This window comes from Ensifer adhaerens, assembly GCF_000697965.2.
GTDB lineage: Bacteria > Pseudomonadota > Alphaproteobacteria > Rhizobiales > Rhizobiaceae > Ensifer > Ensifer adhaerens.
Map to the genome: position 1 here is coordinate 1,229,448 of NZ_CP015880.1, position 23,027 is coordinate 1,252,474.

Genomic DNA, 23,027 nt, shown 5'->3' on the forward strand with positions numbered 1-23,027 from the left:
TTTGTTAACCAGCCCGCCAATTTGCGAGCGAAACAAAGGCCTGCGTTTCCACTCTGGAAAGTTGAAGTCGTGATGATACCGGCAACTATGGCTGGGATGGACTTCATGGACGCGCGCACCGAGACACGGCACATTCCGCTGTGTGTGGATCTTGACGGCACTTTGCTGGCCGCCGACACCCTGTGGGAAGGGGCGGCGATCATCCTGCTGCGCAATCCGCTGATGCTGTTTCCGATGCTGGTCTGGCTGGCAAAAGGTAAGGCACGCCTGAAGCACGAAGTGGCCCTTAGATCCGGCCGCCGTGCGGAAGACTGGCCTTATCGGCAGGCCGTCATCGACCGGCTCATGGAGGAAAAGAAGAGCGGGCGAGAACTCGTGCTCGTGACCGGCGCAGCACCGTCCGTTGCAAACGACATTGCCGCCCATGTCGGCATGTTCTCCTCGGTCATGCATTCGACCGACGCGCTCAACCTGACGAGCAGCAACAAGCGCCGGGCGCTGGTAGAGCGGTACGGCGACGGCGCCTTCGACTACATGGGCAACAGCCGTGACGATATCGCCGTCTTTGAGGTGGCACGCCGCGCGATCGTGGTCTCGCCCGATGCGGCCGCGGAAAGATGGCGTCGCAACCATGATGCCGAACGGCTCGATACCGGCAAGGTCAGCGCGCTTGCGCCGATGAAGTCGATCCGCGTGCATCAATGGGCGAAGAACGTGCTCATCGGCGTGCCGATGATCCTCAACCACGAGGTACTGCACTTCGATGCGATCGTCAGCGTCATCATCGCCTTCTTTGCCTTCAGCTTCCTCGCATCCGCCGTCTACGTCATCAACGATCTTTCGGACCTTGCCAACGATCGCCGCCATGCGAAGAAACGTTACCGGCCGCTCGCGAGCGGCCAGATGTCCGTGCCGACAGCGCTGGTGCTTGCAGGCTGCCTCATCATCGCGTCCGTGGCGCTGACCGTTCTGTTGCCCTGGAAGTTTGCCGGGGTGCTCGCCTTCTACGCCTGCGCGACGACGGCCTATACCTTCGTGCTGAAGCGCAAGCTGCTCGTCGACGTGTTCACGCTCGCCGGCCTCTACACCACACGCATCGTCGCTGGCGCGGCCGCGACCGGCACGGAACTGTCCTTCTGGCTGGTGTCCTTTGCGATCTTCTTCTTCCTGAGCCTCGCGCTGGTGAAGCGTTACGTCGAGCTGCACGAATTCGAGGACAAGGACGGCGGCAACGTGCCGGGGCGTGGCTATCTCGCTGTCGACTTCGAGATGGTCGGCCAGGCCGGCGTTGCCTCCGCCTTCACCTCGGCCCTGGTTCTGGCGCTCTACGTGCACAGCAAGGAACTGCAGGAGATGTACACCACGCCCTGGGCGTTGTGGCCGCTCTGCCCGCTGGTGCTCTATATGTTGCTGCGCATTTGGATGCTTGCGCGCCGCGGCATGCTGCATGAGGATCCGGTCGTCTTCATCATGCGCGACTGGCGCAGCCAACTGACCATGCTGATCGGCGCGCTGCTGATCCTATTTGGAGCCATCGGGCCGCAATGACCCTGCAAGACCATGAAAGCTGGGGCCGCATCGACAATCGCGTGCGGCCTGGAATTTCGCCTGACGACTATGAAGACCGGCTCGGCAGCCTTGAGGCCGAAGGCTATCTGCCTTTCGGCAACGGACGCAGCTACGGCGACAGCTGCCACAACGATCGCGGTACGCTGATCGAAAGCAACCTTCACGGCCGGATACTCGCCTTCGATCCCGGCACCGGCATGATGACCTGCGAGGCGGGGGTGACGCTGCGCCAGGTGCTGGAACGGGCGATCGAGCATCGTTTCTTCCTGCCGGTGACGCCTGGCACGGCTTTTGTCACCGTTGGCGGCGCGGTCGCCAACGACGTGCACGGCAAGAACCATCACGCGCGCGGCACCTTCGGCAATCACGTGACGCGTTTCACGCTGCTGCGCTCGACCGGCGAACGGCTGACCTGCTCGCCGGTCGAAAACCCGGAACTCTACGCCGCGACCATCGGCGGTATGGGGCTGACCGGACTGATCCTCACCGTCGATATCCGGTTGATGAAGGTGCCGTCGCCGCATGTGCAGCAGCACGCGATCCGTTTCGAGAACCTGGACCAATATTTTGCCCTCGTCGACGGCGTCGATGCCGAGCATGAATACTCCGTCGCCTGGATCGACCAGCTCGCAAAGGGATCTCGAATGGGCAGGGGCGTGCTGCTCGCCGGCGATCATGCCGACGGTTCCTGCGAACTGCCCGACATCCCCAAGGGATTGAAGCTGTCCGTGCCGTTTTCGCCGCCGTTCAACCTCCTCAACCAGGCAACGCTCAAAGGCTTCAACGAGTATTACTTCCGCAAGGTGAAGCCGGGCGAGACGGTGACGACCGTTCCCTGGACGTCCTATTTCTATCCGCTGGATGCGATCGGCGCCTGGAACCGGCTCTATGGCCCGCGCGGGCTCTACCAGCATCAGAGCGTCTATCCCGCGGAAAACGCACCGGAGATCACGGCCAAGCTCATGGAAACCGCCCGCCAGGCCGGCCATGCGTCGTTTCTGACGATCCTGAAGCGTTTCGGCGACATCGGCTCCCGGGGCATCTTGTCCTTCCCGCGTCCCGGTTTTACTTTGACGCTGGACTTCGCCAATCAAGGTGAACGGACAGTAAAGCTGCTCGATGCGCTCGATCGCATCGTAGTCGAGGCCGGCGGTGCGATCAATCCGTACAAGGATGCCCGCATGAGCCCGCAAGTCTTTGAAAAATCTTTTCCTTTCTGGAGAAAGATCGAAACGTTGCGCGACCCTGCGCTGGTTTCGAACTTCTGGAAACGCACGGCTCTGGCTTTGCCAGAATGAGAATGCAGACAATTTTATTCAATTAAATGCGCAAACTTCACGGAATATCCGTCTCTTGCCCGTAAGTAGATTTTCGGGACTGGGAGTAAAACTATGAAATATATTCCATTCATTCTCTTTACCGTGCTCACCAACGCCGCCGCTCAGCTGATGCTGAAGCAGGGCATGATGACGCTCGGACCGATTTCGATGACTGCCGAAACCGCGATCGTCCGGCTGTTTCAGATCGTCTTCAACCCATGGGTCTTTGCCGGTCTTGCGACCTTCGTCATCTCGATGGCGTCGCATCTTTATGTGCTGTCGAAGGTCGAGCTTTCCTTTGCCTATCCGTTCCTGAGCCTCGCTTACGTTCTCGTTGCGGTCTTCGCCTATTTCGTCTTTCGCGAAGACCTCAATGCCTGGCGTATCGCCGGCATCGCGCTGATCTGCGCCGGAACCGTTCTTATCGCCCAGTCGGGCATCTCATCCAGCGCCGACGAAAAATCGGCTGATGCCGCCGGGGTGAGCACCGCAGAATTCGGGAGCAAGTCATGAAACACATCATCTTTGGTGGCGACGGCTTCGTTGGCCGTCATTTGGCGGAACGCCTCGTCAAGGAAGGCGAGGACGTCGTTGTCGCCGATATCGTCAAGTCCGACCTGCCGCACTACGGCCGCGTCCGCTTCGTCCATTGCGACGTCACCGATCTGGAAGCCGTCCAAAAGGTCGGCATCGGCGCCGACGACATGATCTACAACATGGCGGCCAAGATGCTGTCGCCGTTGCAGGTCCGCGCCAAGCGCTGGGAGTTCTTCTGGCCCGTCAATTATTACGGTGCCGAAAACATCATGAAGGGGATGGATACCGCCGGCGCATCACGCCTGGTGCAGTTCACCACCGACATGATCTATGGCCACACCGTCCAGTCGCCGCAAACCGAGACCCATCCGGCAAAGCCGCTCGGCGAATATGGCAAGTCGAAATGGGCAACCGAGCAGCTGGCCATGCAGTGGCGCAAGCAGGGCATGAACATTTCGATCTTCCGCCCGCGCCTGATCATCGGTCCCGGCCGTCTCGGCATCCTCGAGAAATTGTTCAAGCTGATCGACCTGAACCTGCCGGTGCCGATGATCGGCTCGGGCAAGGTGCCCTACCAGTTCATCTCGGTCTTCGATTGCGCCGAAGCTGCGCGCCTTGCCTGGAAGGGCGGCGTGCCGAACGAAGCGTACAATCTCGGCTCTGACAATCCGCCTTCGGTGCGGGAGTTGCTCGGCAACCTGATCAAGCACGCCGGCTCGAAGTCGTTCCTGCTGCCGACACCGGCCTTTGCGGTGAAGCAGACGCTGGCGCTGTTCGACCTGATCAACAAGCCGATCATGGATCCGGAGCAGTACCTGATCGCCGACGAAATGTGCGTGCGCGAGACCGGCAAGCTGAAGCGCGAGCTCGGCTGGCGCGCGGAGTTCAACGATGGCGACATGTTGATCGCCGCCTATGATGAATATCGGGCCAAGAAGATGGGCGCCGCAGTTCCTGCAACTGTCGCCGTGCCGGCCGAATGAGGGGAGAGATCATGCTGGACAGACCGAACCGTATTGCCGTTGCCGCCCCTTCGCTCGGTGGCGGCGTTGCCAGGCCCGATCTCATCACCGTCGAACAGGCGAAAGCCATGTCGATCGGCGACATCACCTCCGCGTTCAAGGAACACCTGAACCCGGGCCAGCTCCACTTCATGAAGCTGCTCGGCTTCCACAAGGTGAAGATCGAGAGCGCCGAGGGCATGTTCTACACCGACCAGAACGGCCGCCAGATCCTCGATTTCTTCGGCGGATTCGGCTCGCTCGCCTTCGGCCACAACCATCCGCGCATTCTGGAAGCCCGACAGAAATTCCAGGACGAAAAGCGCCACGAGATCGCGATCGCCTTCATGTCGCAATATGCAGCGGCGCTGGCGAAGAACATCGCGGCCTGCTCGCCGGGTGATCTCGACATGGTGTTCCTCGGCTCTTCCGGTTCGGAGGCCATGGAGGCTGCCGTCAAGCTTGCCGAACGTGCCGCCGGCCCGAAGCGGCCGAAGGTCGTCTATGCGGAGAATTCCTTCCACGGCAAGACCAAGGGCGTGCTCGCCATCACCGATGGCCAGCTTTACCGCGCCGACTTCAAGATCACGGACAACACCGTGCGCGTGCCCTTTGCCGATATCGACGCGGTGGAGAATGCCTTCAAGTCCGACCCGGAAATCGGCGTCATCGTGCTCGAAACCATCCAGGGCGGCGGCGGCATCATCCAGGCACCGGCGGAGTACTGGCAGAAGCTGCGTGCGCTCTGCGACAAATACGGCGTGCTCTGGGTCGCCGACGAAGTGCAGTGCGGCTATGGCCGCTCCGGCCGCTTCTATGCCTTCGAGCATTACGGCGTCGTGCCTGACGTGACGGCGCTCGCCAAGTCGCTGGGCGCCGGCAAGGCCGCCGTCGGCGCGATGATTGCCCGCCGTGAGGTCTACATGAAGGCTTACGGCACGCCGAAGACCGCCATGATCCATGCGATGGCCACGTTCGGCGGCATGGGCGAGGCCTGCGTCACGGCGATTGAAGGCATCAATGTGCTTTACGACGAGCACCTGATCGACCGCGCCGCCGACAGCGGCAACTATCTGCTCGAGCGTCTGCAGGCGCTGAAAGAGAAGTATCCGAAGATCATCAAGGACGTCCGCGGCAAGGGCTTGATGGTCGGCCTGGAATTCCAGGACTTCAGCCAGACGCTGCCGATGGTGCTGCGTCCTGTTGTCTCGATGCTCGACGACAAGCTCAAAGGCTCGCTCTCCGGCTTCATCGGCGCGCTGCTCCTGCGTGACTACGACGTGCTGGTGGCCTTCACCGAATACAATCGCAACGTCATCCGGCTCGAACCGCCGCTGATCTGCGAGCGCGGTCATGTCGACCAGTTCATCGCCGCCCTCGACGACCTGCTCGGCCGCGGCATCGTGCGGATCGTCAAGGATTTCGTCGGCAGCCAGATCGGTTGATCGAGAAGCCTATCGACTTGCAAAGGACAGGGGCGTTCAGCGCCTCTGCCCTTTGATGTTCATGTCGAACTCGACGACGTTGGAATAGATCGGCGTGCCGACATCCATGCCGTAGGATGATCGGTGGATATTGCCGCGGATGTTGAAGGCGATCGAGCCGCGGTTCCAGTCAAGCAGCGTTACCGAGAAGCGCTCCTTTCTCGACGTGCCGCGCGCCGTCAGCGTTCCCTCGACCGCGGCCGTGTCCGGTCCGGTCTGTTTCACGGTCGTCGAATGGAATGTGACGGTGCTGAAGTTTGCGGTATCGAAGACGGCGCTCGACTTCAGGAAGTCCTCGATCCGCTTTTCTCCGGTTTTCACGCTCTCCGGGTAAAGCGTGAATTCGACCGTCGAATGGCCGACATCATTTCGGTCGATGCGGAAGTTGCCGGAAAACTTGGCGAAATCGCCGACAATGCCGCCGCCGCCCGCTTGCGCAACGGTGAAATGGATACGCGAAGCCGGCGTGATCCCGTAGTTGCCGGCAGCATCGGCAAGGTCCGGCGCGGCTGCCGTGGCGGGCGACGGAATGCTCCCGAGCGCCAGCAGCAGCGTGAAGGCAATGGCCTTTGTTGGTGATTGCGAGTGCAGTGTCATGGTTTCTTCCTTCCGGCGATAACCGGATCCGAACCAGCCGCTTGGGAGGAAGCGCGTTGGCGTGATCCGGTCTGAAGCATGCGGACGAGGACGTCGTCGCGGCGTGCGAAGTGATGGTAGAGGGCGGCCAGGACGTGAAGCGCGACGAAGCAGAGCAGGAGGTAGGCGAGCGTCATATGGACGAGCGTCCAGAGGTCTTCGGCCGCTTCCGATTTCGCCATCGGCAGGTGGGGGATGACGATCCAGTTGAAATAGAAGCTCGGTATGTTCAGCGTCGATGTCGAGGCCACCGCCCAGCCGGCAAGCGGAACGGCGAGCGCGAGGAGGATGAGCACCACATGGGTGGCGCTGGCTGCACGGCGCTCGAGCGCGTTGAGGCCTGCGGGCGGACGCGGACGAACCTCGACCAGGTGCCAGAGCGCGCGGATTGTCGCCAGACCGAGCGCGGTGAAACCGAGCGACTTGTGCCATTGGTAAAGCGAAAACTGCAGCACCGGATCGACGGGCGTTCGCCGCATGCTGAAGCCGAGGCCGAGTAGGGTGAGGATCAATGCCGCAATCGCCCAGTGAAGGACGATGGTGATCCACCCAAATCCGGCTTTGTCGTTGCGCAGCATGTTCGACCCCATGGTCGCTCGCCCGGCCGCTATTGGCTCGGCGACTGCGGTAAGACTCATGAGTTCGTGCTTTTATTCGCCTAGAATACCATAAAATTGCACTGAGATCTTGTTGATCTCGGCAAGCTATGGTCCATTTGCTGGTGGAGGGGACACGGAGGGGTTGTTCCTGGGAGCATGTGGACTGGCGTACATGACAAAGAAGAAAACGACACCAATGAACCCGCACGAGCGGGAAGCCTACGAACACGGCCGCGCGGGCATCCGGCTTGGAACCGAAGGCAACTATGGCGAAGCGGTCGACGCCTGGCGTCTGGCATCCAACATAGCCGATGTCCACCTCGCTTTCACGGACATGTATTATTGGGTCAAGAGCGGCTACGGCGCCGCCCTTTGCGATGCCGGGCACCATCGGGAGAGCATTGCCGTCTCCCTGCTTGCCCGTGAGTGGACGCTCGCGCGGCGCCAGCCGCTCTCGTCGCTTTCGATCGCGCGCGCTTATCTGGCGCTCGGCGAAGGCGAGGCGGCAGCACCCTATCTCCGCGAGGTTCACGCCCTGATCGGCGACGCGATCTTCGAGCAGTTCGACGAGGACGCTGAAGCCGACGTTCACGCGGCGATCGCCGGCTTGGAGAACGGCGGCAATCAGCCGACGGCCGGCCGCCCGAAGTGAAGGCAGGCGTATAGCCTAGTAACAGCGGTGCCGGAATCTGGCGAGATGCCGGCAGTTCTGACTTTGGCGTTTTCTCGCCATGATTTCATTTTATCCGCCGATTGCCCCTTTAACGGGTGATTCGAGGTCCGCCGGTCTGGTTTGGGCCTTTTTTTAACATTTTGATTTTTCTAAGGAGTTTCCCGTGAGTGAAACCGTATTGCCGTCCGATGCCGAAATTACCCTTCGGCGCATATCAGCCTTGACCGTCTGCGACGTCTGCGAACTCAGCGAGACGCTGAGCGACGAACAGCGCAACATGGTGGCGGACAACGGCACCTCGATCGCCGAGGCGCATTTTTCCGAGAATGCCTGGTTCCGTGGGGTCTATGCCGATGAGACGCTCATTGGCTTCATCATGCTGCACGAAGGATCCGACTGGGATGACGGCATCGATTGCCCGGGAGTCTATCTCTGGCGCTTCATGATCGCTCGGCCTTTCCAGGGCAAAGGGTATGGCAAGCAGGCGATTGCCCTTGTCGTGCGCGATCTGAAGGCGCGGGGCCTGCATGAGCTCTACACGAGTTACGGGCAGGGCCCTGGCAGCCCTGAGGGCTTTTACCAAGGCCTCGGCTTCAAGCCGACGGGCGAGTACTATGATGACGAGCTTGAGGCTGTGCTGAAATTCTAAGGGCGCCGGGATACGGGGAAAAAACCTCCCGTGTCTCTCCCAGATGTTCAAGAGTTGGAACATGAGTATTGATCTTCACGAGGCCAATCGCCTCTCGTGGAATGCCGCGACCGTCGCGCACAACAGTCACAAGGGCGACCAGGCCGCTTTCTTCCGCGCCGGCGGCTCCACGCTCTATCCGGAAGAGATCGAGTTGCTCGGCGATATCGCTGGGCTCGACGTCCTCCACCTGCAATGCAATTCCGGCCAGGATAGCCTGAGCCTGGCGCGGCGCGGCGCGAACGTGACCGGCGTCGATATCTCGGATGAGGCGATCGCCTTTGCCACACGGCTTTCGGCGGAAAGCGGCATCGCCGCCGTCTTCGAGCGGTCCGACCTGTTCGGCTGGTTCGACGACGCCCGCAAGGCCGGCCGCCGGTTCGATCGCGTCTTTGCTTCCTATGGTACCATTTGCTGGCTATCGAACCTCGGTGTCTGGGCGCGTGGCATTGCCGATGTGCTGAAGCCCGGCGGGCGTTTCGCCTTCGTTGAATTCCATCCCTTTGCGATGGTTTTCGATCAGGGCTGGAAGCCACACTACGACTACGCGCCCAAAGACCCGGTCGCGGAAGCGGGCGTCGGTGACTATGTCGCCGACTCGGGCGCAGGCCTTGCCCATGGCGGCTATCAGGAGGGCGTGGTGGGATTCGCCAATCCGCACCCGTCCTTCGAGTTCAACTGGGGTATCGCCGATGTTGTGCAGGCGCTGATCGACGCCGGGCTCCGGATGGAAGTCCTGAAGGAATACCCCTATGCCAATGGCTGGGTGGCGTTTGAAGGCATGCGCGACCTTGGCGGCGGGCGCATGGCGCCGCCGGCGGCCATGCCGAGCCTGCCGCTGATGTATGCGATTGTGGCCGCAAAGGTCGGGTCGACGGCGGAATATCGCGAGAAGGCAGGGCGTCCTTCGTCATGATGCTGGCGACGCGCAACGCCTGATGGCGGGGCAGGGCAACCGGCCCCGCGGCCCATGAATAATCGCCGGCGGTGCTTTTATTTGCCGGCTGCATTTGCTAGGCCGCTTCCGGAGAAAAGTACCCGGAGGAAATAGCATGACGCCCGATATCCGCCCGCTCGTCGCCGGCAACTGGAAGATGAACGGAACCCGCGCTTCGCTCGATCAGATCAAGGCGATGGCCGAAGGGGTCAAGGGCGAACTCTCCGCCAAGGTCGAAACGTTGATCTGCCCGCCGGCAACGTTGCTCTACGTGGCGACGGCGCTTTGCGACGACAGCCCGCTGCTGATCGGCGCGCAGGACTGCCACCAGAAGCAGTCGGGCGCCCACACTGGCGACCTTTCCGCCGAAATGATCGCCGATTGCTTCGGCACCCACGTCATTGTCGGCCATTCCGAGCGCCGCACCGATCATGCCGAAAGCGATGCGCTGGTACGCGCAAAGACGGAAGCGGCCCATTCGGCCGAACTCGTCGCGATCGTGTGCATCGGCGAGACCGGTGATGAGCGCAAGGCCGGCAAGACGCTCGATGTTTTGAAGCGCCAGCTCGCCGAAAGCCTGCCGGATGCAGCAACCGCGGAAAACACCGTGATTGCCTATGAGCCCGTCTGGGCGATTGGCACCGGCCTGACGCCGACGGCCACGGATGTCGAGGAAGCCCACGCCTTCATGCGCAAGGAGCTGATCGCACGCTTTGCCGACGCCGGCGCCAAGATGCGCATCCTCTATGGCGGCTCGGTCAAGCCGTCCAATGCGAAGGAATTGATGGGCGTTGCCAATGTCGACGGCGCACTGATCGGTGGCGCAAGCTTGAAAGCCGAAGACTTCCTCGCCATCTACCGGGCTTATGAAGAATTGACGGCCTGATCGCCCGGGTTACCGGGCAGGGGCTTTTAATGGCGCACGGCATGGTATAAAGAGGCGCGAAAATTGCGCCCGGCCATGCCGAGTTTGCGCAGGGTTTGATTCGTGTGCCCCAAGGGCAGGACTGGAAGCTGATGCAGACCGTACTACTCGTCATCTATCTCATGGTCGTCGTCGCCCTGATCGGCGTCGTACTCATTCAGCGTTCCGAAGGCGGTGGCCTGGGCATCGGCGGCGGCTCGGGCTTCATGTCCGCGCGCGGCACGGCCAATGCGCTGACCCGCACGACGGCGATCCTTGCCGCGCTCTTCTTCGTCCTGGCGCTCGGCATGGGCATTCTCGCGCGTTACCAGCCGCAGGCGACCGACATCCTCGACCGTATCCCGGGCACCAGCTCGAACGGCGGTGGCGTTCTCAATTCGCTCGGTGGCGGCGCTCCGGCTCCGGCTGGCGGTGCGACTGGACAGCAGCCGGCAACCGGCAACGCCGCTCCGGCCGACAATGGCGTTCCCTCGACGACCGCACCGGCAACGACGGGCGAAGCCCCGGCCGGCGGCGCAACGACCCCGGCGCCCGCCGCTGGCGCCAACAGCAATACGGGATCGCAAGTTCCCAGCGGCCAATAAGGTCGCAATTCTGAAGAACCCGCCGGCGGATGTTTCATCCGCCGGTTTTGTTTTGTGTGAAATCTGCCTCCATCCCAAGACGAAAAGTTCTGGAACATGAATTTTTCGGTGGCGGAATCATTTGTTAAAAGGTATCCGGTGACTCCCATGGCGCGATATGTATTCATCACAGGCGGCGTGGTTTCCTCCCTCGGAAAAGGCATCGCTGCAGCGGCTCTCGGAGCACTGCTGCAGGCGCGTGGCTACCGGGTGAGACTGCGCAAGCTCGACCCCTATCTCAACGTTGACCCGGGCACCATGAGCCCGACCCAGCACGGTGAGGTTTTCGTAACCGACGATGGCGCGGAGACAGATCTCGATCTCGGCCACTATGAACGCTTCACAGGGCGTTCGGCGACGAAGACCGACAACATCACCACGGGCCGGATCTATAAGAACATCATCGACAAGGAACGTCGCGGCGACTATCTCGGCGCAACCGTTCAGGTGATCCCGCACGTTACCAACGAAATCAAGAACTTCGTCACCGAAGGCAACGACGACTACGACTTCGTTCTCTGCGAAATCGGCGGCACCGTCGGCGACATCGAGGCGATGCCCTTCATGGAGGCGATCCGCCAGCTCGGCAACGACCTGCCGCGTGGCACCGCCGTCTACGTCCATCTCACTCTGATGCCCTATATCCCGGCTGCCGGCGAACTGAAGACCAAGCCGACGCAGCATTCCGTCAAGGAACTGCAGGCCCTCGGCATCCACCCTGATATCCTCCTCGTTCGTGCGGACCGCGAAATTCCGGAGGCCGAGCGTCGCAAGCTCTCGCTCTTCTGTAACGTCCGCCAGTCGGCAGTCATCCAGGCGCTCGACGTTGCCTCGATCTACGACGTTCCGATCGCCTACCACAAGGAAGGCCTCGACAACGAAGTGCTGGCAGCCTTCGGCATCGAACCGGCGCCGAAGCCGCGCATGGACGCCTGGGAACGGGTTGCCGATCGCATCCGCACGCCGGAAGGCGAAGTCACGATCGCGATCGTCGGCAAGTACACCGGCCTCAAGGATGCCTACAAGTCGCTGATCGAAGCGCTTTACCATGGTGGCATCGCCAACCGGGTGAAGGTCAAGCTCGAGTGGATCGAATCGGAAGTCTTCGAGAAGGAAGACGCAGCGCCCTACCTTGAAAAGGTACACGGCATCCTCGTTCCCGGCGGTTTCGGCGAACGCGGTTCGGAGGGCAAGATCAACGCGGCGCGCTTTGCCCGCGAGCGCAAGGTGCCGTATTTTGGCATCTGCTTCGGCATGCAGATGGCTGTCGTTGAAGCTGCCCGCAACCTCGCCGGCATCGAGAAGGCGTCCTCCACCGAGTTCGGTCCGACCAAGGAACCGGTCGTTGGTCTGATGACCGAGTGGGTGAAGGGCAACGAACTCGAGAAGCGTTCCGCATCGGGTGATCTCGGTGGCACGATGCGGCTTGGCGCCTATCGCGCATCGTTGAAGGCCGACACCAAGATTGCCGAGATCTACGGTTCGACCGAGATCTTTGAGCGTCACCGCCACCGCTACGAAGTCAACGTTGACTACAAGGATCGGCTTGAGTCCTGCGGTCTGGTGTTTTCGGGCATGTCGCCGGACGGCATCCTGCCGGAGACGGTCGAGTATCCGGATCATCCGTGGTTCATCGGCGTTCAGTACCACCCGGAACTGAAGTCGCGTCCGCTCGATCCGCATCCGCTGTTTGGAAGCTTCATCGAAGCTGCACTGGAACAGTCGCGTCTCGTTTGAGGCGCACAGGAAAGACAAGCAAAAGGCCGGTCGCAAGACCGGCCTTTTTCATTTCTGCCGTTGCGCTGCGGCCGAGCTGCGACGCCTGGAGCCACTAACTGCGACGGGCGATGTGGTAGCTATAGAGCGCTGCAATTGCGACCGGCAGCAGCAGCGCGGCGATCGTCGCTGCGGCAAGCGCTGGACCGGTGCTCATGACGAGGGCCAGCAGCGCCAGGGTGATACCGGCGCAGACCATCAGCAGGCCCGCAAGCCGGTGCGTTGCCCGCCAGTTGGCGTTATCGGCGAGCGTCCACGGCAGCCGAATGCCGGCAAGGCCGTTCGGCTGCGATTTCGGCAGGACGTTGCCGACGACGATCGACAGAAGTCCGAGGCCGAAGGCGATCACGCGCGTCATCGAGAGGTCGCCGCCAAGCCCGATCAGCACGATCACAGTTTGAATGGCGGCAAAGAGCGCGAGGATCGCCGGGAGGGTGACTTCGGCGATATGCCGGCCCGCCTGAAGCTCGGCCTGTGGTGCGAACCGACCGACGACGAACGAGAATGCGGCAAGCACGGCGACCGCCACAGGCGCCAGCGCTAGCGCCCGGTTACGCGGCCAGAAGGCATCGGCCGTGCCGTCAACACCCCAATGGATCGGAAGCAGCGCCTCGGCGGGGATTGCGAGATAGCCGACGAGCGTCGCGGAAAAAAGTATGCCGCCAGCGACCAGCGCGATCGGGGAACGCAAAAGCAAGGTCATGGTGCTTGATCCCTTGTGCTGAGGAGACCGCCGAGCGCCTCTTCGAGAATGGACATGTTGAGGTGGTAGATGAGGCTCGTGCCGCGCCGCTCGACCGCGACGAGTTCTGCCTCGCGCAGCTTGTTGAAATGCACGGAAAGCGTCGGCTTGGTCAGGTCGAAATGCTCGGCGAGTTCGCCGGCGCTCATCGGCCCGGCCTTCAACAGTGCCAGGATCTGCCGCCGCACGGGATGAGAAAGCGCCTCGAAAACCCTGTTGATCCGCATCGTCTCCGCTCGCTTGTTGTCTCAATATTTAGACAAACATCTAATTAGAGTCAAAGCGAAATAGTGCCGAACTGCGTCTCAAGCCAGGAAGCGAAAATGCCCAGCGCCGAAGGCGCCGGGCAGCATTGGTTGCGGGAATTGGCTGGTGTCCGTCAGCGCGCCTCCGCCGGGCGGCGCCACTGCGGCACGCGGCCGATGGTGATGAAGCGCAGGATCCATTCGAGCGGGCCATAGGCGAAACGGGCCATCCACCAGTGGCTGATGAAGAGCTGGGCGGCAAAGATCGCAAGCGCGATCAGCACGCTTGCCAAAGGCGCGACCTGGCCGATGAGACCAAGGCCGTAACCATGGAAGATCAGCGCCGCGATCAGCGACTGCAGCAGATAGTTGGACAGCGCCATGCGGCCGGCAGGCGCCAGCAGGTTGCGCAGGCTGTGGCCGGTTTCGGATCCGAAGAGCAGCATCATGGCGCCGACATAGGCGCCGGTGAGAAGCGGGCCGGTGGCGAGCCCGATCGAAAGCGCGATGACCGCGATTGGCGATTCGGGCATCTCGACGCTGACATAGGCATAGATGACGGCGCCAGGCAGGCCGATCCAGAGACCGGTACGAACGAGGCGCTGGAACAACGCCGTGTTCTCCTCCGGCCGCGCCAAGGTCTTGCGACGCCCGGCGATCAGGCCGAGCAGGAACATCGCCAGCGCGCACGGCGCTTGCAGCAGGACGAGGATGATCCAGACCGAGTTGAGCTCCGTAAGGTGCTGACCGATGACGGCTTGCCAGTCGCCTTGGAAGGCAAGCTCGGCCGCCTCCGCGGCGGAAAGAATGGCAGACCGATCGAGCGGTACCGGATCCAGCGTGATGAGGATGCCGAGTGTGCCCCAGACCACTGCAAGGATAAGGACCAGCCATTTCGCCAGGCGGAAGAGGGCCCCATCGCTGCGGTTTTTGAGCATCAGGAGGACGATGCCAAGCACCGCGTAGGTGGTGAGAATATCGCCATGGAAAAGCAGGACCGCATGGGCAAGCCCGATCAGCCAGAGGCCCATCTGTCGGCGCAGGAGCCTGGGAACGAAGGCCTCGCCGGATTTTTCCGCCGAACGCATCTGCAGGGTGAAGCTGTAGCCGAACAGGAACGAGAAGAGCAGGTAGAATTTCATTTCGAAGAACAGGGCGATCACGAAATGCACGCTGCGATCGAGGATGCCGCCGAAGGCGGGGTCGGAAATTTCCAGCCCGTAGAAGGCGGAGGCGAAGGCCATGATGTTGACAAGGAGGATGCCGAGCAAGGCAAAGCCACGCAATGCATCGACGTCGTCGATGCGGTCTGGGGTACTCATTCGTGTTCTCCGTTACGGGAGGCGCTATAAATTTGCGCCGTAACCGATTGAAAAAGTTTGCTTTCAGGAAGCTGCGACCATGTGCCTGATCCCCGCCGATCTTGGTGCGCGAGAGCATTCGTTCATCGCCGATGCTCGTAGCATTTAATAAATAGACTAATCTATCTAATAATTGGCATGGACATACGTCAAGAGGGCCGCGCGATGTTGCTGCGGCCTCGTTCATGATGCGTGAAGAGGGTGTTTAGCCTTTGTGGGGAGCGTTTTGCCGAAGCCAGGCAATCTGGCGACGAGCGCGCAGCAGGGCCGTAAGCGCAGCCCCAGTCGAGATCGCAAGGAGCGCGATCCACAGCAGTTCGCCATCGCCGAGCCAGAGGCCTTCGAAGGCGGACACCACGGCGGCCAGCGTCATCGTCGCCATGCGGTGTTGTTTGGCCATCGGGCCGGAGAAATCGCCCGGCGCGCCATTGGCACGGCCGAGCTCGCGCACGTAGGCGGTCAGCACGCCGAAGGTGGCCGCGGCAAAACCGAGAGCCGGCACGCCGATGGCAAATCCGGCGCCGACGAAGATGAAGATGTCGGCGATGCGATCGGGAAACTCGTTCCAGAAGGGACCATCGGCCTCGCCCTTGCCACCCTCGACGGCGACCATGCCATCGAAAAGGTTGCAGAGCAGGCGCAACTGGCAGAAGAGCGCGGCGGCGATGAACAGGCTCGCCCTTACGCCGTCCTCGCTTTCGCCCGTGAGCCAGAAGGAAAGGCCGGCAAGGGCGGCCGCCAGCATGCTTGCCTGCGAGATCCGGTTTGGCGTGAGGTTCATCGATGCCAGGCGGCGCGCAGTGGCCTGCGCCCAGCGGGTGTTGCGGCTTGCGAGCGGCCTGCGGTCACCGGTCTCGGTCATGTTCGCCTCGGCTGATGGAATAGTTGTAGATGGCGGCGTAGGTGGTCGAAACCGTGAGCGGCAGCGCAATCGTTTTCAGGATCTCGGGCGTGCCGCTGGCGGCATGGATCGCGACCAGAATTGCAGACGAGCCGAGGCACGCGAAGAGCGGTGGCAGAACCAGGCGCCTGGCGCCGTTGAACCGCCTGGAAAGCGCATCGATCGCCGTCTTGAGGTAGAGGGTAAGCAGCGCCGAAAGCGTTCCCTGGACGAGGCCGGCAACAAGCGGCTTGGGCATGGGGTGATGGCGGTTGGCGAAAAGCGCCCAGCCGCCCATGGCGAAAAAGGCGAAGGCCACATGTACGACCCCGCTTGATGCCAGCCCCTTCAGTTTCGCGCTCATGTCAGCGACCACCAGTAGCGCGTCAGGTGGAAGAAGATCGGCGCGGAGAAGACGACGGAATCGAGCCGGTCGATCAGCCCGCCATGGCCTTCGATCAGATGGCCCCAGTCCTTGACGCCGCGGTCCCGCTTGATCGCCGACATCACGAGCCCGCCGAAGAATCCCATCAGGGTTATGATGAGCGACATCAACGCGGCTTGCGCCGGGGTGAACGGGGTAATCCACCAGAGCGAGGCGCCGATCAGCGTTGCGCTCGCAACGCCGCCGACGAAACCCTCGACCGTTTTCGACGGCGAAAGGGTTGGCGCGATCTTGGTTTTGCCGAAGAGCTTGCCCCAGACATATTGCAGCACGTCGCTCGACTGAACGACGATGACGAGGAAGGCGATGAGAAGCACGTTGCGTCCCTCATAGCCCGGAATCTGCAGCGTTAGCAGCGCCGGCACGTGCGAGGCGCAGAAGACGCAGATCATCAACGCCCATTGCACCTCGGAGATCCGGACCAGGAAGTCGCGCGTGTCGCCGCGAAGAACCGCAACGATCGGCATCAGCAGGAAGGCGTAGACCGGCACGAAGATCGAATAGATGCCGTATTGCTCGGCCCAGAGCAGGAAGTAGTTGATCGGCAGGACGACGAAGAAGGCGCCTGCGATCGCCCAGTGGTCGCCGCGCCGCGTGTTGATGAGCGTGATGAACTCGCGCAGCGCCGCAAACGAGCAGAAGGCAAAGAGCAGGAGCACGCCGACCCGTCCGGCAACGAAGGCGATGGCGATCAGCACTACCATTGCCCACCACGCCTTGATGCGGGCGTTGAGGTTCTCGATCGAGCCGTTCGACCCGTCAGGCGACAGCTTCTGCTTGAGCATGTAGCCGACGCTTGACGCCAGCACGAGAACGCCGCCGACGCCGAAGAGCAGCTTGAGCATGTCCAGGCTGGCCGCGCTCATGCGCCGTCATCCGTCGATGAAGGCGCGAGCGAAAGCAGGGCGGTCTCGGCGCGAGCGATGAACTCTTCCTTCGTCTCCTGCGCCTTGAGGCGCATCGGTTCGCCGAAATTGACGGTGCAGATGAGCGGGATCGGCACGAACTCCCCCTTGGGCATGACGCGGTTGAGATTGTTGATCCAGACGGGAACCAGCGCCACGTCCGGGCGCTTGCAGGCGAGGTGATAGAGCCCGCTCTTGAACGGCAGCAGTCGCGCTTCGGTCTGGTTGCGCGTTCCCTCGGGAAAGAGAATGAGCGACGATCCGTCGTTGAGCACGGCCGTCATCTGCTCGACCGGGTCCTGCGTGCGCGCATCCGGGTCGCGCTCGATCAGCACCGCGTCGAAGACGTCGCGGCCGATGAAGGTCGAAAGCTTCGATTTCAGCCAGTATTCGGCACCTGCGACCGGCCGCGCGCGTTCCCTGAGCCAGGGCGGCAAGACCGCCCAGATCAGCACGAAATCGCCGTGGCTGGAGTGGTTGGCGAAATAGATGCTCTGCTTCGGCGGCAGGCCGGTCTCATGCCAGAGGGCGCGCGCCGCCGTCAGCGCCCGCGCAAACATCATGATGGCGATGGAAGCCAGCTTGGCCATCATCTCGCGCATCATGTGGGTTTGTGCCCGGTTGGGAGCCGAGTCAGTGTGCCGAAGCGCCCCTTGGCGTGACTCGGCCGTGCCCGGATGCGTTTCTTGTCTTGCGACTCAATAATCAAATGCTGCCCCTCAGCCTGCTGCCCGGCATAACTCCAGGCTGCAATGACGAATTTTACGCAATTGTGACGGCTTCTCAAGCGGTTGAAATCATGCGCAACATGATAACGCGCAGACCATGCCGGATATTCGTTCGCCGACACCATGACGGAGAAACCATTGCGGCGGCACGTCGCAGCCGTGGGCCTCCGTTCGCGTTGACCATCCGCAACTTAGCCGCTAGCTTGCGGCTTCCAGTAAGGGGAGCGTCGTCCAATGCGCCAGTAATGCCCGGTGAAAACCGAATCGCCTCAACTTCGCTTGCGAAGAAGATGGACGATGGCATTGCTGCGATCCGCATCGACGGACGAACGCTAGGGCATTTCTGCCTGCGATCTCCATTCGCCTTCGTGAGCGGTCACATCAGGACAAGTTCCAGGGACCGAACATGCAAGACATTTCCTCCTCCAATCTCGATATCATCGATCACAATCGCCAGGCGTGGGACAGGCAGGCAAGCCAGGACTGCGAATGGTCCCGCCCGGTCACACGCGAGATGATCGCCGACGCCCGCAAAGGGCAGTGGCAGGCGCGGCTGACGCCCGGCGATCTGCCTGAGGGCTGGTTGCCCGACGTCAAGGGCAAGAAGATCCTCTGCCTGGCGTCCGCCGGCGGGCAGCAGGCGCCGACCCTGGCCGCCGCCGGTGCGGACGTTACGGTCTTCGACCTCTCCGAGGGACAGCTCGAACAGGATCGGCGCGTCGCCGAACGCGAAGGGCTTTCGCTTTTGACCGTGCAGGGCGACATGCGGGACCTCGCGACCTTTGCGGACGAAACCTTCGACATCGTCTTTCATCCGATCTCGAACCTCTATGTTCCCGACATCCAGCCGGTCTGGCGGGAGTGCCACCGGGTGCTGAAGACCGGCGGTCGGCTGCTTTCGAGCTTCTACAATCCGATCGTTTTCGTCGGCGACCGCGATCCGGCCCATGCGGAAAAGGGCCTTATCCGCCCGGCTTACCGGCTCCCCTTTGCCGAGGTGGAGCATCTCGCGCCCGATGTCGTGCAGGCCAAGGTCGATCGGGGCGAGGCCCTGGTCTTCGGACACAGCCTTTCTGCGCAGATCGAGGGGCAGCTGAAGGTCGGTTTCCTGTTGGCCGGCTTTCACGAGGATTGGCAGCCGTCGGCTCGTTTCCTGATCGACAGGTTCGTGCCGACTTTCATCGCCACCTTTGCCATCAAGAGCGATCTTCATCCCTGATGCGGCAGGCCCGGCGCTCTGTTCGGGCCCGCAAGCTCGCACGCAACGAGGGCAGTCGCAGCGGCCGGAAGGCGCTGCGGTTGCCGATCCCGGCTTCCGCACCGCCTTTTTACCTCGCGTTACTGTTACGTACTCGCCAACGCATCGGTTTCGTACTTTCCTGTCGTCAGCGAAACTGGAAAGGGGTCAATCCATATGCGCTTCATCGCTTTGTTGTTCGTGCCTTTGGCGGTTGCCGTGCTGGGGCTTTCGGGTTGTGCCTCGACGTCCTCGACCAATACATCCTACACGCAGCCCCAGACGTTCGCCCCCGGTCTCGGTGCGGGGAACACGGCGAACGCCACGACGGCGCCGGGCTACTACTGACCTTCCGGCGGTTCGTCTCCCGCTGACAGGCATAATCCGCGGCGGGCGCAGCCGGCCGCGGACGGCTCACTTTGCGGCAACGGCCCGAACCCGGATGGCCGATCCGGCCCCTGGCGGTGACCCGGCTTGCATTCGCCGGCCAAAAGTTGCAAACAGCGGCGAACCATCAGGGAACACGCCATGAGCCTCTCCAAGCGCACCACCCGCCCGCTCGATCACCTCGTGCTGCCGGTGGATACGCTTACCCAGGCGCGGCGTCGGCTTTCCAATCTCGGCTTCACCGTCGCCGACGATGCCCGCCATCCGTTCGGCACCGAAAATGCCTGCGTCTTCTTTGCCGACGGCACCTATCTCGAACCGCTAGCCATAGCGTCCCGCGAGGAGTGCGAGGCGGCGGCACTCGACGGCAACGCCTTTGTGGCGCGTGACCAGGCGTTTCGTTTCCGCCAGGGACCGGAAGGCCTCTCGGCGCTGGTCTTCGGCACCGAGGATGCGGCGAGCGACCACATTCGTTTTAGGGCGCGGGGCATCTCCGGCGGTGACATGCTGGAGTTTTCCCGGCCGATGAAGTTGCCGGATGGCCGCGAAGGACTGGGCTCGTTCCGTCTTGCCTTTGCGGCCGACCTGCGCGCGCCGGATCTCTTTCTTTTCAGCTGTCAGCGCGTTCGCGCACTCCCCACCGATCGGGCGGCGCTGGAGCGACACGACAACGGCGTGATCGGCATAAGCGAAGTGGTGCTGTCGGAAGCCAATCCGACTGATTTCCAGTATCTGCTGCAGGAAGCGGTCGATGAGCGCGAGGTTTCGGCGCATTCCTTCGGCATGGATGTCGCGACCACCAACGCCAAGATCTCGGTGCTGAACGCCGCCGGCATGGAAGCCTTCTTCGGTCGCTCGGTGCGCGGTGCCGAACGGGGCCTTCGCGGACGGGCGGTCGTCTTCCGTGTTGCCGATCTCGAGGCAACGCGGGCGCTCTTTGCCGAGAACGATATCGAATTTGCAGAAATGGGCGGGCGCCTCATTGTCCCCGAAATGCCGGGGCAAGGGGTGATCTTCGCGTTTGGAGCTTGATGATGAAAACCAATGCCAGAGTCGTTGTCGGTGAGGGCGCCCGTCAGGTCGCCTTCGCACAGACCGAGAAGTTGTCGCTGATCGCCGGCCCCTGCCAGATGGAGAGCCGTGAACACGCCTTCATGATGGCGGGCGCGCTCTCAGAACTCTGCAACAAGCTCGGCCTCGGCCTCGTCTACAAGTCCTCCTTCGACAAGGCCAACCGCACCTCCCTTTCGGGCAAGCGTGGCATCGGTCTCGACAAGGCGATGGAAATCTTCGCCGACCTGAAAAGGGAATTCGGCTTTCCGGTTCTGACCGACGTGCACACCGAAGAGCAATGTGCTCTGGTCGCGCCGACGGTCGATATCCTGCAGATCCCGGCCTTCCTGTCGCGCCAGACCGATCTTCTGGTCGCAGCCGCCAAGACCGGCCGCGCGATCAACGTCAAGAAGGGCCAGTTCCTGGCGCCCTGGGATATGAAGAACGTGTTGGCGAAGTTCACCGAGAGCGGCAACCCCAATGTCATGCTCTGCGAGCGTGGCGCTTCCTTCGGCTACAACACGCTGGTCTCCGACATGCGCTCGCTGCCGATCATGGCTTCGCTCGGCGCGCCGGTCGTCTTTGATGCGACCCATTCGGTTCAGCAGCCGGGCGGGCAGGGCGGCTCTTCGGGCGGTCAACGAGAATTTGTCGAGACCCTGGCGCGTGCGGCCGTGGCGGTTGGCGTCGCAGGTGTGTTTGTCGAGACGCACGAAGACCCGGACAACGCACCCTCGGACGGCCCGAACATGGTGCATCTGAAGGATATGCCGAGGCTGCTCGAAAAGCTGCTGGCTTTCGACGCGATCGCCAAGGGCTGAGACCCGCGCGACGCTTCGTGAAATTTTCATGAACCGCAATGGCGCGGTTGTTTTTGCATATTGCGCGCCATTGTAATTTCGAGGCCTTGGCGTATGACAGGCCCCGACCACCCACCGTCCTCAACAGGGAAGAGATCATGACTGCAATCATCGACATCATCGGCCGAGAAATTCTGGACAGCCGCGGCAACCCGACCGTCGAGGTCGACGTGTACCTGGAAGACGGAAGCTTCGGCCGCGCGGCAGTCCCGTCGGGCGCCTCGACCGGTGCCCATGAGGCTGTTGAGCTGCGCGATGGTGGTACGCGTTACCTCGGCAAGGGCGTTGAACGTGCCGTCGAAGCCGTCAACGGCGAGATCTTCGAAGCGATCGGCGGTCTCGATGCCGAGAACCAGATCCAGATCGACAAGACCATGATCGAGCTCGACGGCACGGCGAACAAGTCGCGCCTCGGCGCCAACGCCATTCTCGGCGTTTCGCTTGCCGTTTCCAAGGCTGCCGCCGAAGCTGCCGGCCTGCCGCTCTACCGTTACGTCGGTGGTCCGAACGCCCACGTGCTCCCGGTTCCGATGATGAACATCATCAACGGTGGCGCGCACGCCGACAACCCGATCGACTTCCAGGAGTTCATGATCGTTCCGGTTGGCGCCGACACGATGCGTGATGCTGTTCGCATGGGCTCGGAAGTGTTCCACACGCTGAAGAAGCAGCTTGCAGCCGACGGCCACAACACCAATGTCGGCGACGAAGGCGGCTTCGCGCCGGGTCTCGCTTCGGCCCCGGCAGCGCTCGACTTCATCATGAAGTCGATCGAGAAGGCTGGCTACAAGCCGGGCGAAGACATGTTCATCGCGCTCGATTGCGCAGCGACCGAATTCTTCAAGGACGGCAAGTACGTACTCGAAGGCGAAGGCCGCACGCTGGAGCCGGGCGCAATGGCTGAATATCTTGCCGAACTCGCCGCCAAGTACCCGATCTTCTCGATCGAAGACGGCATGGCCGAAGACGACTGGGACGGCTGGAAGGCTGTGACCGATCTCATCGGCAACAAGTGCCAGCTCGTCGGGGACGACCTGTTCGTCACCAACTCGGCCCGCCTGCGCGACGGCATCAAGATGGGTGTCGCCAACTCGATCCTCGTCAAGGTCAACCAGATCGGCTCGCTGTCGGAAACGCTCGACGCCGTCGAGACCGCACACAAGGCGCGCTACACCGCCGTCATGTCGCACCGTTCGGGCGAAACCGAAGATGCGACGATCGCCGATCTCGCGGTTGCCACCAACTGCGGCCAGATCAAGACCGGCTCGCTTGCCCGTTCGGACCGGCTCGCAAAGTACAACCAGCTGATCCGCATCGAAGAGCAGCTTGGCCTGCAGGCCAAGTACGCCGGCCGTTCGATCCTGCGCGGTTGATCGCCGCCTGATTTTTGTCTGAAAACTGAGCCCGCCCACACAGC

At 62.0% G+C, this 23,027-nt stretch carries 24 protein-coding genes; 15 read left to right on the top strand and 9 right to left on the bottom strand.

The features are described from left to right. Window positions 1–105: 105 nt before the first annotated feature. The 5 genes from FA04_RS05920 to FA04_RS05940 all read left to right on the top strand — a co-directional run bounded on the left by FA04_RS05920 (window position 106) and on the right by FA04_RS05940 (window position 5,871). Entirely contained in the window at window positions 106–1,548 is a 1,443-nt protein-coding gene (locus FA04_RS05920) for a UbiA family prenyltransferase (RefSeq protein WP_034796036.1), read from the top strand. After that, complete coding sequence (locus tag FA04_RS05925) at window positions 1,545–2,867, top strand: FAD-binding oxidoreductase (protein WP_034795908.1); 1,323 nt, start codon at window positions 1,545–1,547, stop codon at window positions 2,865–2,867. Before FA04_RS05920 ends, FA04_RS05925 begins: the two co-directional genes overlap by 4 nt. Before the next feature lie 93 nt (window positions 2,868–2,960). Then, complete coding sequence (locus FA04_RS05930; protein WP_034795905.1) at window positions 2,961–3,401, top strand: EamA family transporter; 441 nt, start codon at window positions 2,961–2,963, stop codon at window positions 3,399–3,401. Next, window positions 3,398–4,408: an NAD-dependent epimerase/dehydratase family protein gene (locus FA04_RS05935; protein WP_034795903.1), complete on the top strand. Its 1,011-nt coding sequence runs from the start codon at window positions 3,398–3,400 to the stop codon at window positions 4,406–4,408. The genes FA04_RS05930 and FA04_RS05935 overlap by 4 nt, the downstream gene beginning before the upstream one ends. A 107-nt stretch (window positions 4,409–4,515) precedes the next feature. After that, window positions 4,516–5,871 (top strand): aspartate aminotransferase family protein, encoded by a 1,356-nt coding sequence (locus tag FA04_RS05940; protein WP_371273179.1) that lies wholly within the window; start codon window positions 4,516–4,518, stop codon window positions 5,869–5,871. A 36-nt stretch (window positions 5,872–5,907) separates the two neighbouring features. On the opposite strand, the gene FA04_RS05945 is transcribed toward FA04_RS05940, so the two are convergent. Next, window positions 5,908–6,507: a YceI family protein gene (locus FA04_RS05945; RefSeq protein ID WP_034795898.1), complete on the bottom strand. Its 600-nt coding sequence runs from the start codon at window positions 6,505–6,507 to the stop codon at window positions 5,908–5,910. Beyond that, window positions 6,504–7,124, bottom strand: coding sequence for a cytochrome b (locus FA04_RS05950; protein ID WP_034796035.1), 621 nt, complete (start codon window positions 7,122–7,124; stop codon window positions 6,504–6,506). Before FA04_RS05950 ends, FA04_RS05945 begins: the two co-directional genes overlap by 4 nt. A gap of 193 nt (window positions 7,125–7,317) precedes the next feature. On the opposite strand from FA04_RS05950, the gene FA04_RS05955 reads away from it, so the two are divergent. The 6 genes from FA04_RS05955 to FA04_RS05980 all read left to right on the top strand — a co-directional run bounded on the left by FA04_RS05955 (window position 7,318) and on the right by FA04_RS05980 (window position 12,728). Next, window positions 7,318–7,797, top strand: coding sequence for a hypothetical protein (locus tag FA04_RS05955; RefSeq protein WP_060539243.1), 480 nt, complete (start codon window positions 7,318–7,320; stop codon window positions 7,795–7,797). A 184-nt stretch (window positions 7,798–7,981) separates the two neighbouring features. Beyond that, a complete protein-coding gene (locus tag FA04_RS05960; protein WP_034795892.1) occupies window positions 7,982–8,467 on the top strand; it encodes a GNAT family N-acetyltransferase in 486 nt (161 codons plus the stop codon). Window positions 8,468–8,528: 61 nt separating this feature from the next. Further along, window positions 8,529–9,422, top strand: a complete 894-nt coding sequence (locus FA04_RS05965) for a class I SAM-dependent methyltransferase (RefSeq protein WP_051659339.1) — start codon at window positions 8,529–8,531, stop codon at window positions 9,420–9,422. Between the two features lie 136 nt (window positions 9,423–9,558). Then, window positions 9,559–10,329, top strand: coding sequence for a triose-phosphate isomerase (gene tpiA, locus FA04_RS05970; protein WP_034795878.1), 771 nt, complete (start codon window positions 9,559–9,561; stop codon window positions 10,327–10,329). Between the two features lie 131 nt (window positions 10,330–10,460). Further along, window positions 10,461–10,952, top strand: a complete 492-nt coding sequence (gene secG / locus FA04_RS05975) for a preprotein translocase subunit SecG (protein WP_034795875.1) — start codon at window positions 10,461–10,463, stop codon at window positions 10,950–10,952. Between the two features lie 138 nt (window positions 10,953–11,090). Beyond that, window positions 11,091–12,728, top strand: coding sequence for a CTP synthase (locus FA04_RS05980; protein ID WP_082572995.1), 1,638 nt, complete (start codon window positions 11,091–11,093; stop codon window positions 12,726–12,728). A 94-nt stretch (window positions 12,729–12,822) separates the two neighbouring features. Here FA04_RS05980 and FA04_RS05985 read toward each other — a convergent pair whose 3' ends face one another. The 7 genes from FA04_RS05985 to FA04_RS06015 all read right to left on the bottom strand — a co-directional run bounded on the left by FA04_RS05985 (window position 12,823) and on the right by FA04_RS06015 (window position 17,947). After that, window positions 12,823–13,470 (bottom strand): SdpI family protein, encoded by a 648-nt coding sequence (locus FA04_RS05985; RefSeq protein WP_034795869.1) that lies wholly within the window; start codon window positions 13,468–13,470, stop codon window positions 12,823–12,825. Further along, window positions 13,467–13,736: an autorepressor SdpR family transcription factor gene (locus FA04_RS05990; RefSeq protein ID WP_197067148.1), complete on the bottom strand. Its 270-nt coding sequence runs from the start codon at window positions 13,734–13,736 to the stop codon at window positions 13,467–13,469. The genes FA04_RS05985 and FA04_RS05990 overlap by 4 nt, the downstream gene beginning before the upstream one ends. Window positions 13,737–13,888: 152 nt before the next feature. Continuing rightward, window positions 13,889–15,076, bottom strand: coding sequence for a DUF418 domain-containing protein (locus FA04_RS05995; protein ID WP_034795866.1), 1,188 nt, complete (start codon window positions 15,074–15,076; stop codon window positions 13,889–13,891). Window positions 15,077–15,320: 244 nt separating this feature from the next. Continuing rightward, window positions 15,321–15,977, bottom strand: a complete 657-nt coding sequence (locus FA04_RS06000; protein WP_034795863.1) for a CDP-alcohol phosphatidyltransferase family protein — start codon at window positions 15,975–15,977, stop codon at window positions 15,321–15,323. Further along, window positions 15,961–16,359 (bottom strand): hypothetical protein, encoded by a 399-nt coding sequence (locus FA04_RS06005; protein ID WP_034795860.1) that lies wholly within the window; start codon window positions 16,357–16,359, stop codon window positions 15,961–15,963. Before FA04_RS06005 ends, FA04_RS06000 begins: the two co-directional genes overlap by 17 nt. Further along, on the bottom strand, window positions 16,356–17,306 hold the full coding sequence (locus FA04_RS06010; protein WP_034795857.1) for a phosphatidate cytidylyltransferase: 951 nt from the start codon (window positions 17,304–17,306) through the stop codon (window positions 16,356–16,358). The genes FA04_RS06005 and FA04_RS06010 overlap by 4 nt, the downstream gene beginning before the upstream one ends. After that, window positions 17,303–17,947, bottom strand: a complete 645-nt coding sequence (locus tag FA04_RS06015) for a lysophospholipid acyltransferase family protein (RefSeq protein WP_034796029.1) — start codon at window positions 17,945–17,947, stop codon at window positions 17,303–17,305. The genes FA04_RS06010 and FA04_RS06015 overlap by 4 nt, the downstream gene beginning before the upstream one ends. 532 nt (window positions 17,948–18,479) lie before the next feature. Here FA04_RS06015 and FA04_RS06020 point away from each other — a divergent pair. The 4 genes from FA04_RS06020 to eno all read left to right on the top strand — a co-directional run bounded on the left by FA04_RS06020 (window position 18,480) and on the right by eno (window position 22,983). Then, complete coding sequence (locus FA04_RS06020) at window positions 18,480–19,292, top strand: class I SAM-dependent methyltransferase (protein ID WP_034795853.1); 813 nt, start codon at window positions 18,480–18,482, stop codon at window positions 19,290–19,292. A 546-nt stretch (window positions 19,293–19,838) separates the two neighbouring features. After that, window positions 19,839–20,729 (top strand): VOC family protein, encoded by an 891-nt coding sequence (locus tag FA04_RS06025; RefSeq protein ID WP_034795850.1) that lies wholly within the window; start codon window positions 19,839–19,841, stop codon window positions 20,727–20,729. After that, the gene (gene kdsA, locus FA04_RS06030; protein ID WP_034795847.1) at window positions 20,729–21,571 is read left to right on the top strand and encodes a 3-deoxy-8-phosphooctulonate synthase; all 843 of its coding nucleotides are present in this window, start codon (window positions 20,729–20,731) and stop codon (window positions 21,569–21,571) included. Before FA04_RS06025 ends, kdsA begins: the two co-directional genes overlap by 1 nt. A 137-nt stretch (window positions 21,572–21,708) precedes the next feature. Then, a complete protein-coding gene (gene eno, locus FA04_RS06035; protein WP_034795843.1) occupies window positions 21,709–22,983 on the top strand; it encodes a phosphopyruvate hydratase in 1,275 nt (424 codons plus the stop codon). Window positions 22,984–23,027: the final 44 nt, after the last annotated feature.

Excerpts from the sequence above, each read along its gene's own strand:
- FA04_RS05930 (WP_034795905.1), top strand. The coding sequence starts at position 2,961 with ATGAAATATATTCCATTCATTCTCTTTACCGTGCTCACCAACGCCGCC.
- FA04_RS06005 (WP_034795860.1), bottom strand. The coding sequence starts at position 16,359 with ATGAGCGCGAAACTGAAGGGGCTGGCATCAAGCGGGGTCGTACATGTG.
- kdsA (WP_034795847.1), top strand. The coding sequence starts at position 20,729 with ATGATGAAAACCAATGCCAGAGTCGTTGTCGGTGAGGGCGCCCGTCAG.
- FA04_RS05985 (WP_034795869.1), bottom strand. The coding sequence starts at position 13,470 with ATGACCTTGCTTTTGCGTTCCCCGATCGCGCTGGTCGCTGGCGGCATA.
- FA04_RS05920 (WP_034796036.1), top strand. The coding sequence starts at position 106 with ATGGACGCGCGCACCGAGACACGGCACATTCCGCTGTGTGTGGATCTT.
- FA04_RS05945 (WP_034795898.1), bottom strand. The coding sequence starts at position 6,507 with ATGACACTGCACTCGCAATCACCAACAAAGGCCATTGCCTTCACGCTG.
- FA04_RS06020 (WP_034795853.1), top strand. The coding sequence starts at position 18,480 with ATGCAAGACATTTCCTCCTCCAATCTCGATATCATCGATCACAATCGC.
- FA04_RS05950 (WP_034796035.1), bottom strand. The coding sequence starts at position 7,124 with ATGCTGCGCAACGACAAAGCCGGATTTGGGTGGATCACCATCGTCCTT.
- FA04_RS05995 (WP_034795866.1), bottom strand. The coding sequence starts at position 15,076 with ATGAGTACCCCAGACCGCATCGACGACGTCGATGCATTGCGTGGCTTT.
- FA04_RS05955 (WP_060539243.1), top strand. The coding sequence starts at position 7,318 with ATGACAAAGAAGAAAACGACACCAATGAACCCGCACGAGCGGGAAGCC.
- FA04_RS06015 (WP_034796029.1), bottom strand. The coding sequence starts at position 17,947 with ATGCGCGAGATGATGGCCAAGCTGGCTTCCATCGCCATCATGATGTTT.
- FA04_RS05990 (WP_197067148.1), bottom strand. The coding sequence starts at position 13,736 with ATGCGGATCAACAGGGTTTTCGAGGCGCTTTCTCATCCCGTGCGGCGG.
- FA04_RS06010 (WP_034795857.1), bottom strand. The coding sequence starts at position 17,306 with ATGAGCGCGGCCAGCCTGGACATGCTCAAGCTGCTCTTCGGCGTCGGC.
- tpiA (WP_034795878.1), top strand. The coding sequence starts at position 9,559 with ATGACGCCCGATATCCGCCCGCTCGTCGCCGGCAACTGGAAGATGAAC.
- FA04_RS05940 (WP_371273179.1), top strand. The coding sequence starts at position 4,516 with ATGTCGATCGGCGACATCACCTCCGCGTTCAAGGAACACCTGAACCCG.
- FA04_RS06000 (WP_034795863.1), bottom strand. The coding sequence starts at position 15,977 with ATGACCGAGACCGGTGACCGCAGGCCGCTCGCAAGCCGCAACACCCGC.
- eno (WP_034795843.1), top strand. The coding sequence starts at position 21,709 with ATGACTGCAATCATCGACATCATCGGCCGAGAAATTCTGGACAGCCGC.
- FA04_RS06025 (WP_034795850.1), top strand. The coding sequence starts at position 19,839 with ATGAGCCTCTCCAAGCGCACCACCCGCCCGCTCGATCACCTCGTGCTG.
- secG (WP_034795875.1), top strand. The coding sequence starts at position 10,461 with ATGCAGACCGTACTACTCGTCATCTATCTCATGGTCGTCGTCGCCCTG.
- FA04_RS05935 (WP_034795903.1), top strand. The coding sequence starts at position 3,398 with ATGAAACACATCATCTTTGGTGGCGACGGCTTCGTTGGCCGTCATTTG.
- FA04_RS05965 (WP_051659339.1), top strand. The coding sequence starts at position 8,529 with ATGAGTATTGATCTTCACGAGGCCAATCGCCTCTCGTGGAATGCCGCG.
- FA04_RS05925 (WP_034795908.1), top strand. The coding sequence starts at position 1,545 with ATGACCCTGCAAGACCATGAAAGCTGGGGCCGCATCGACAATCGCGTG.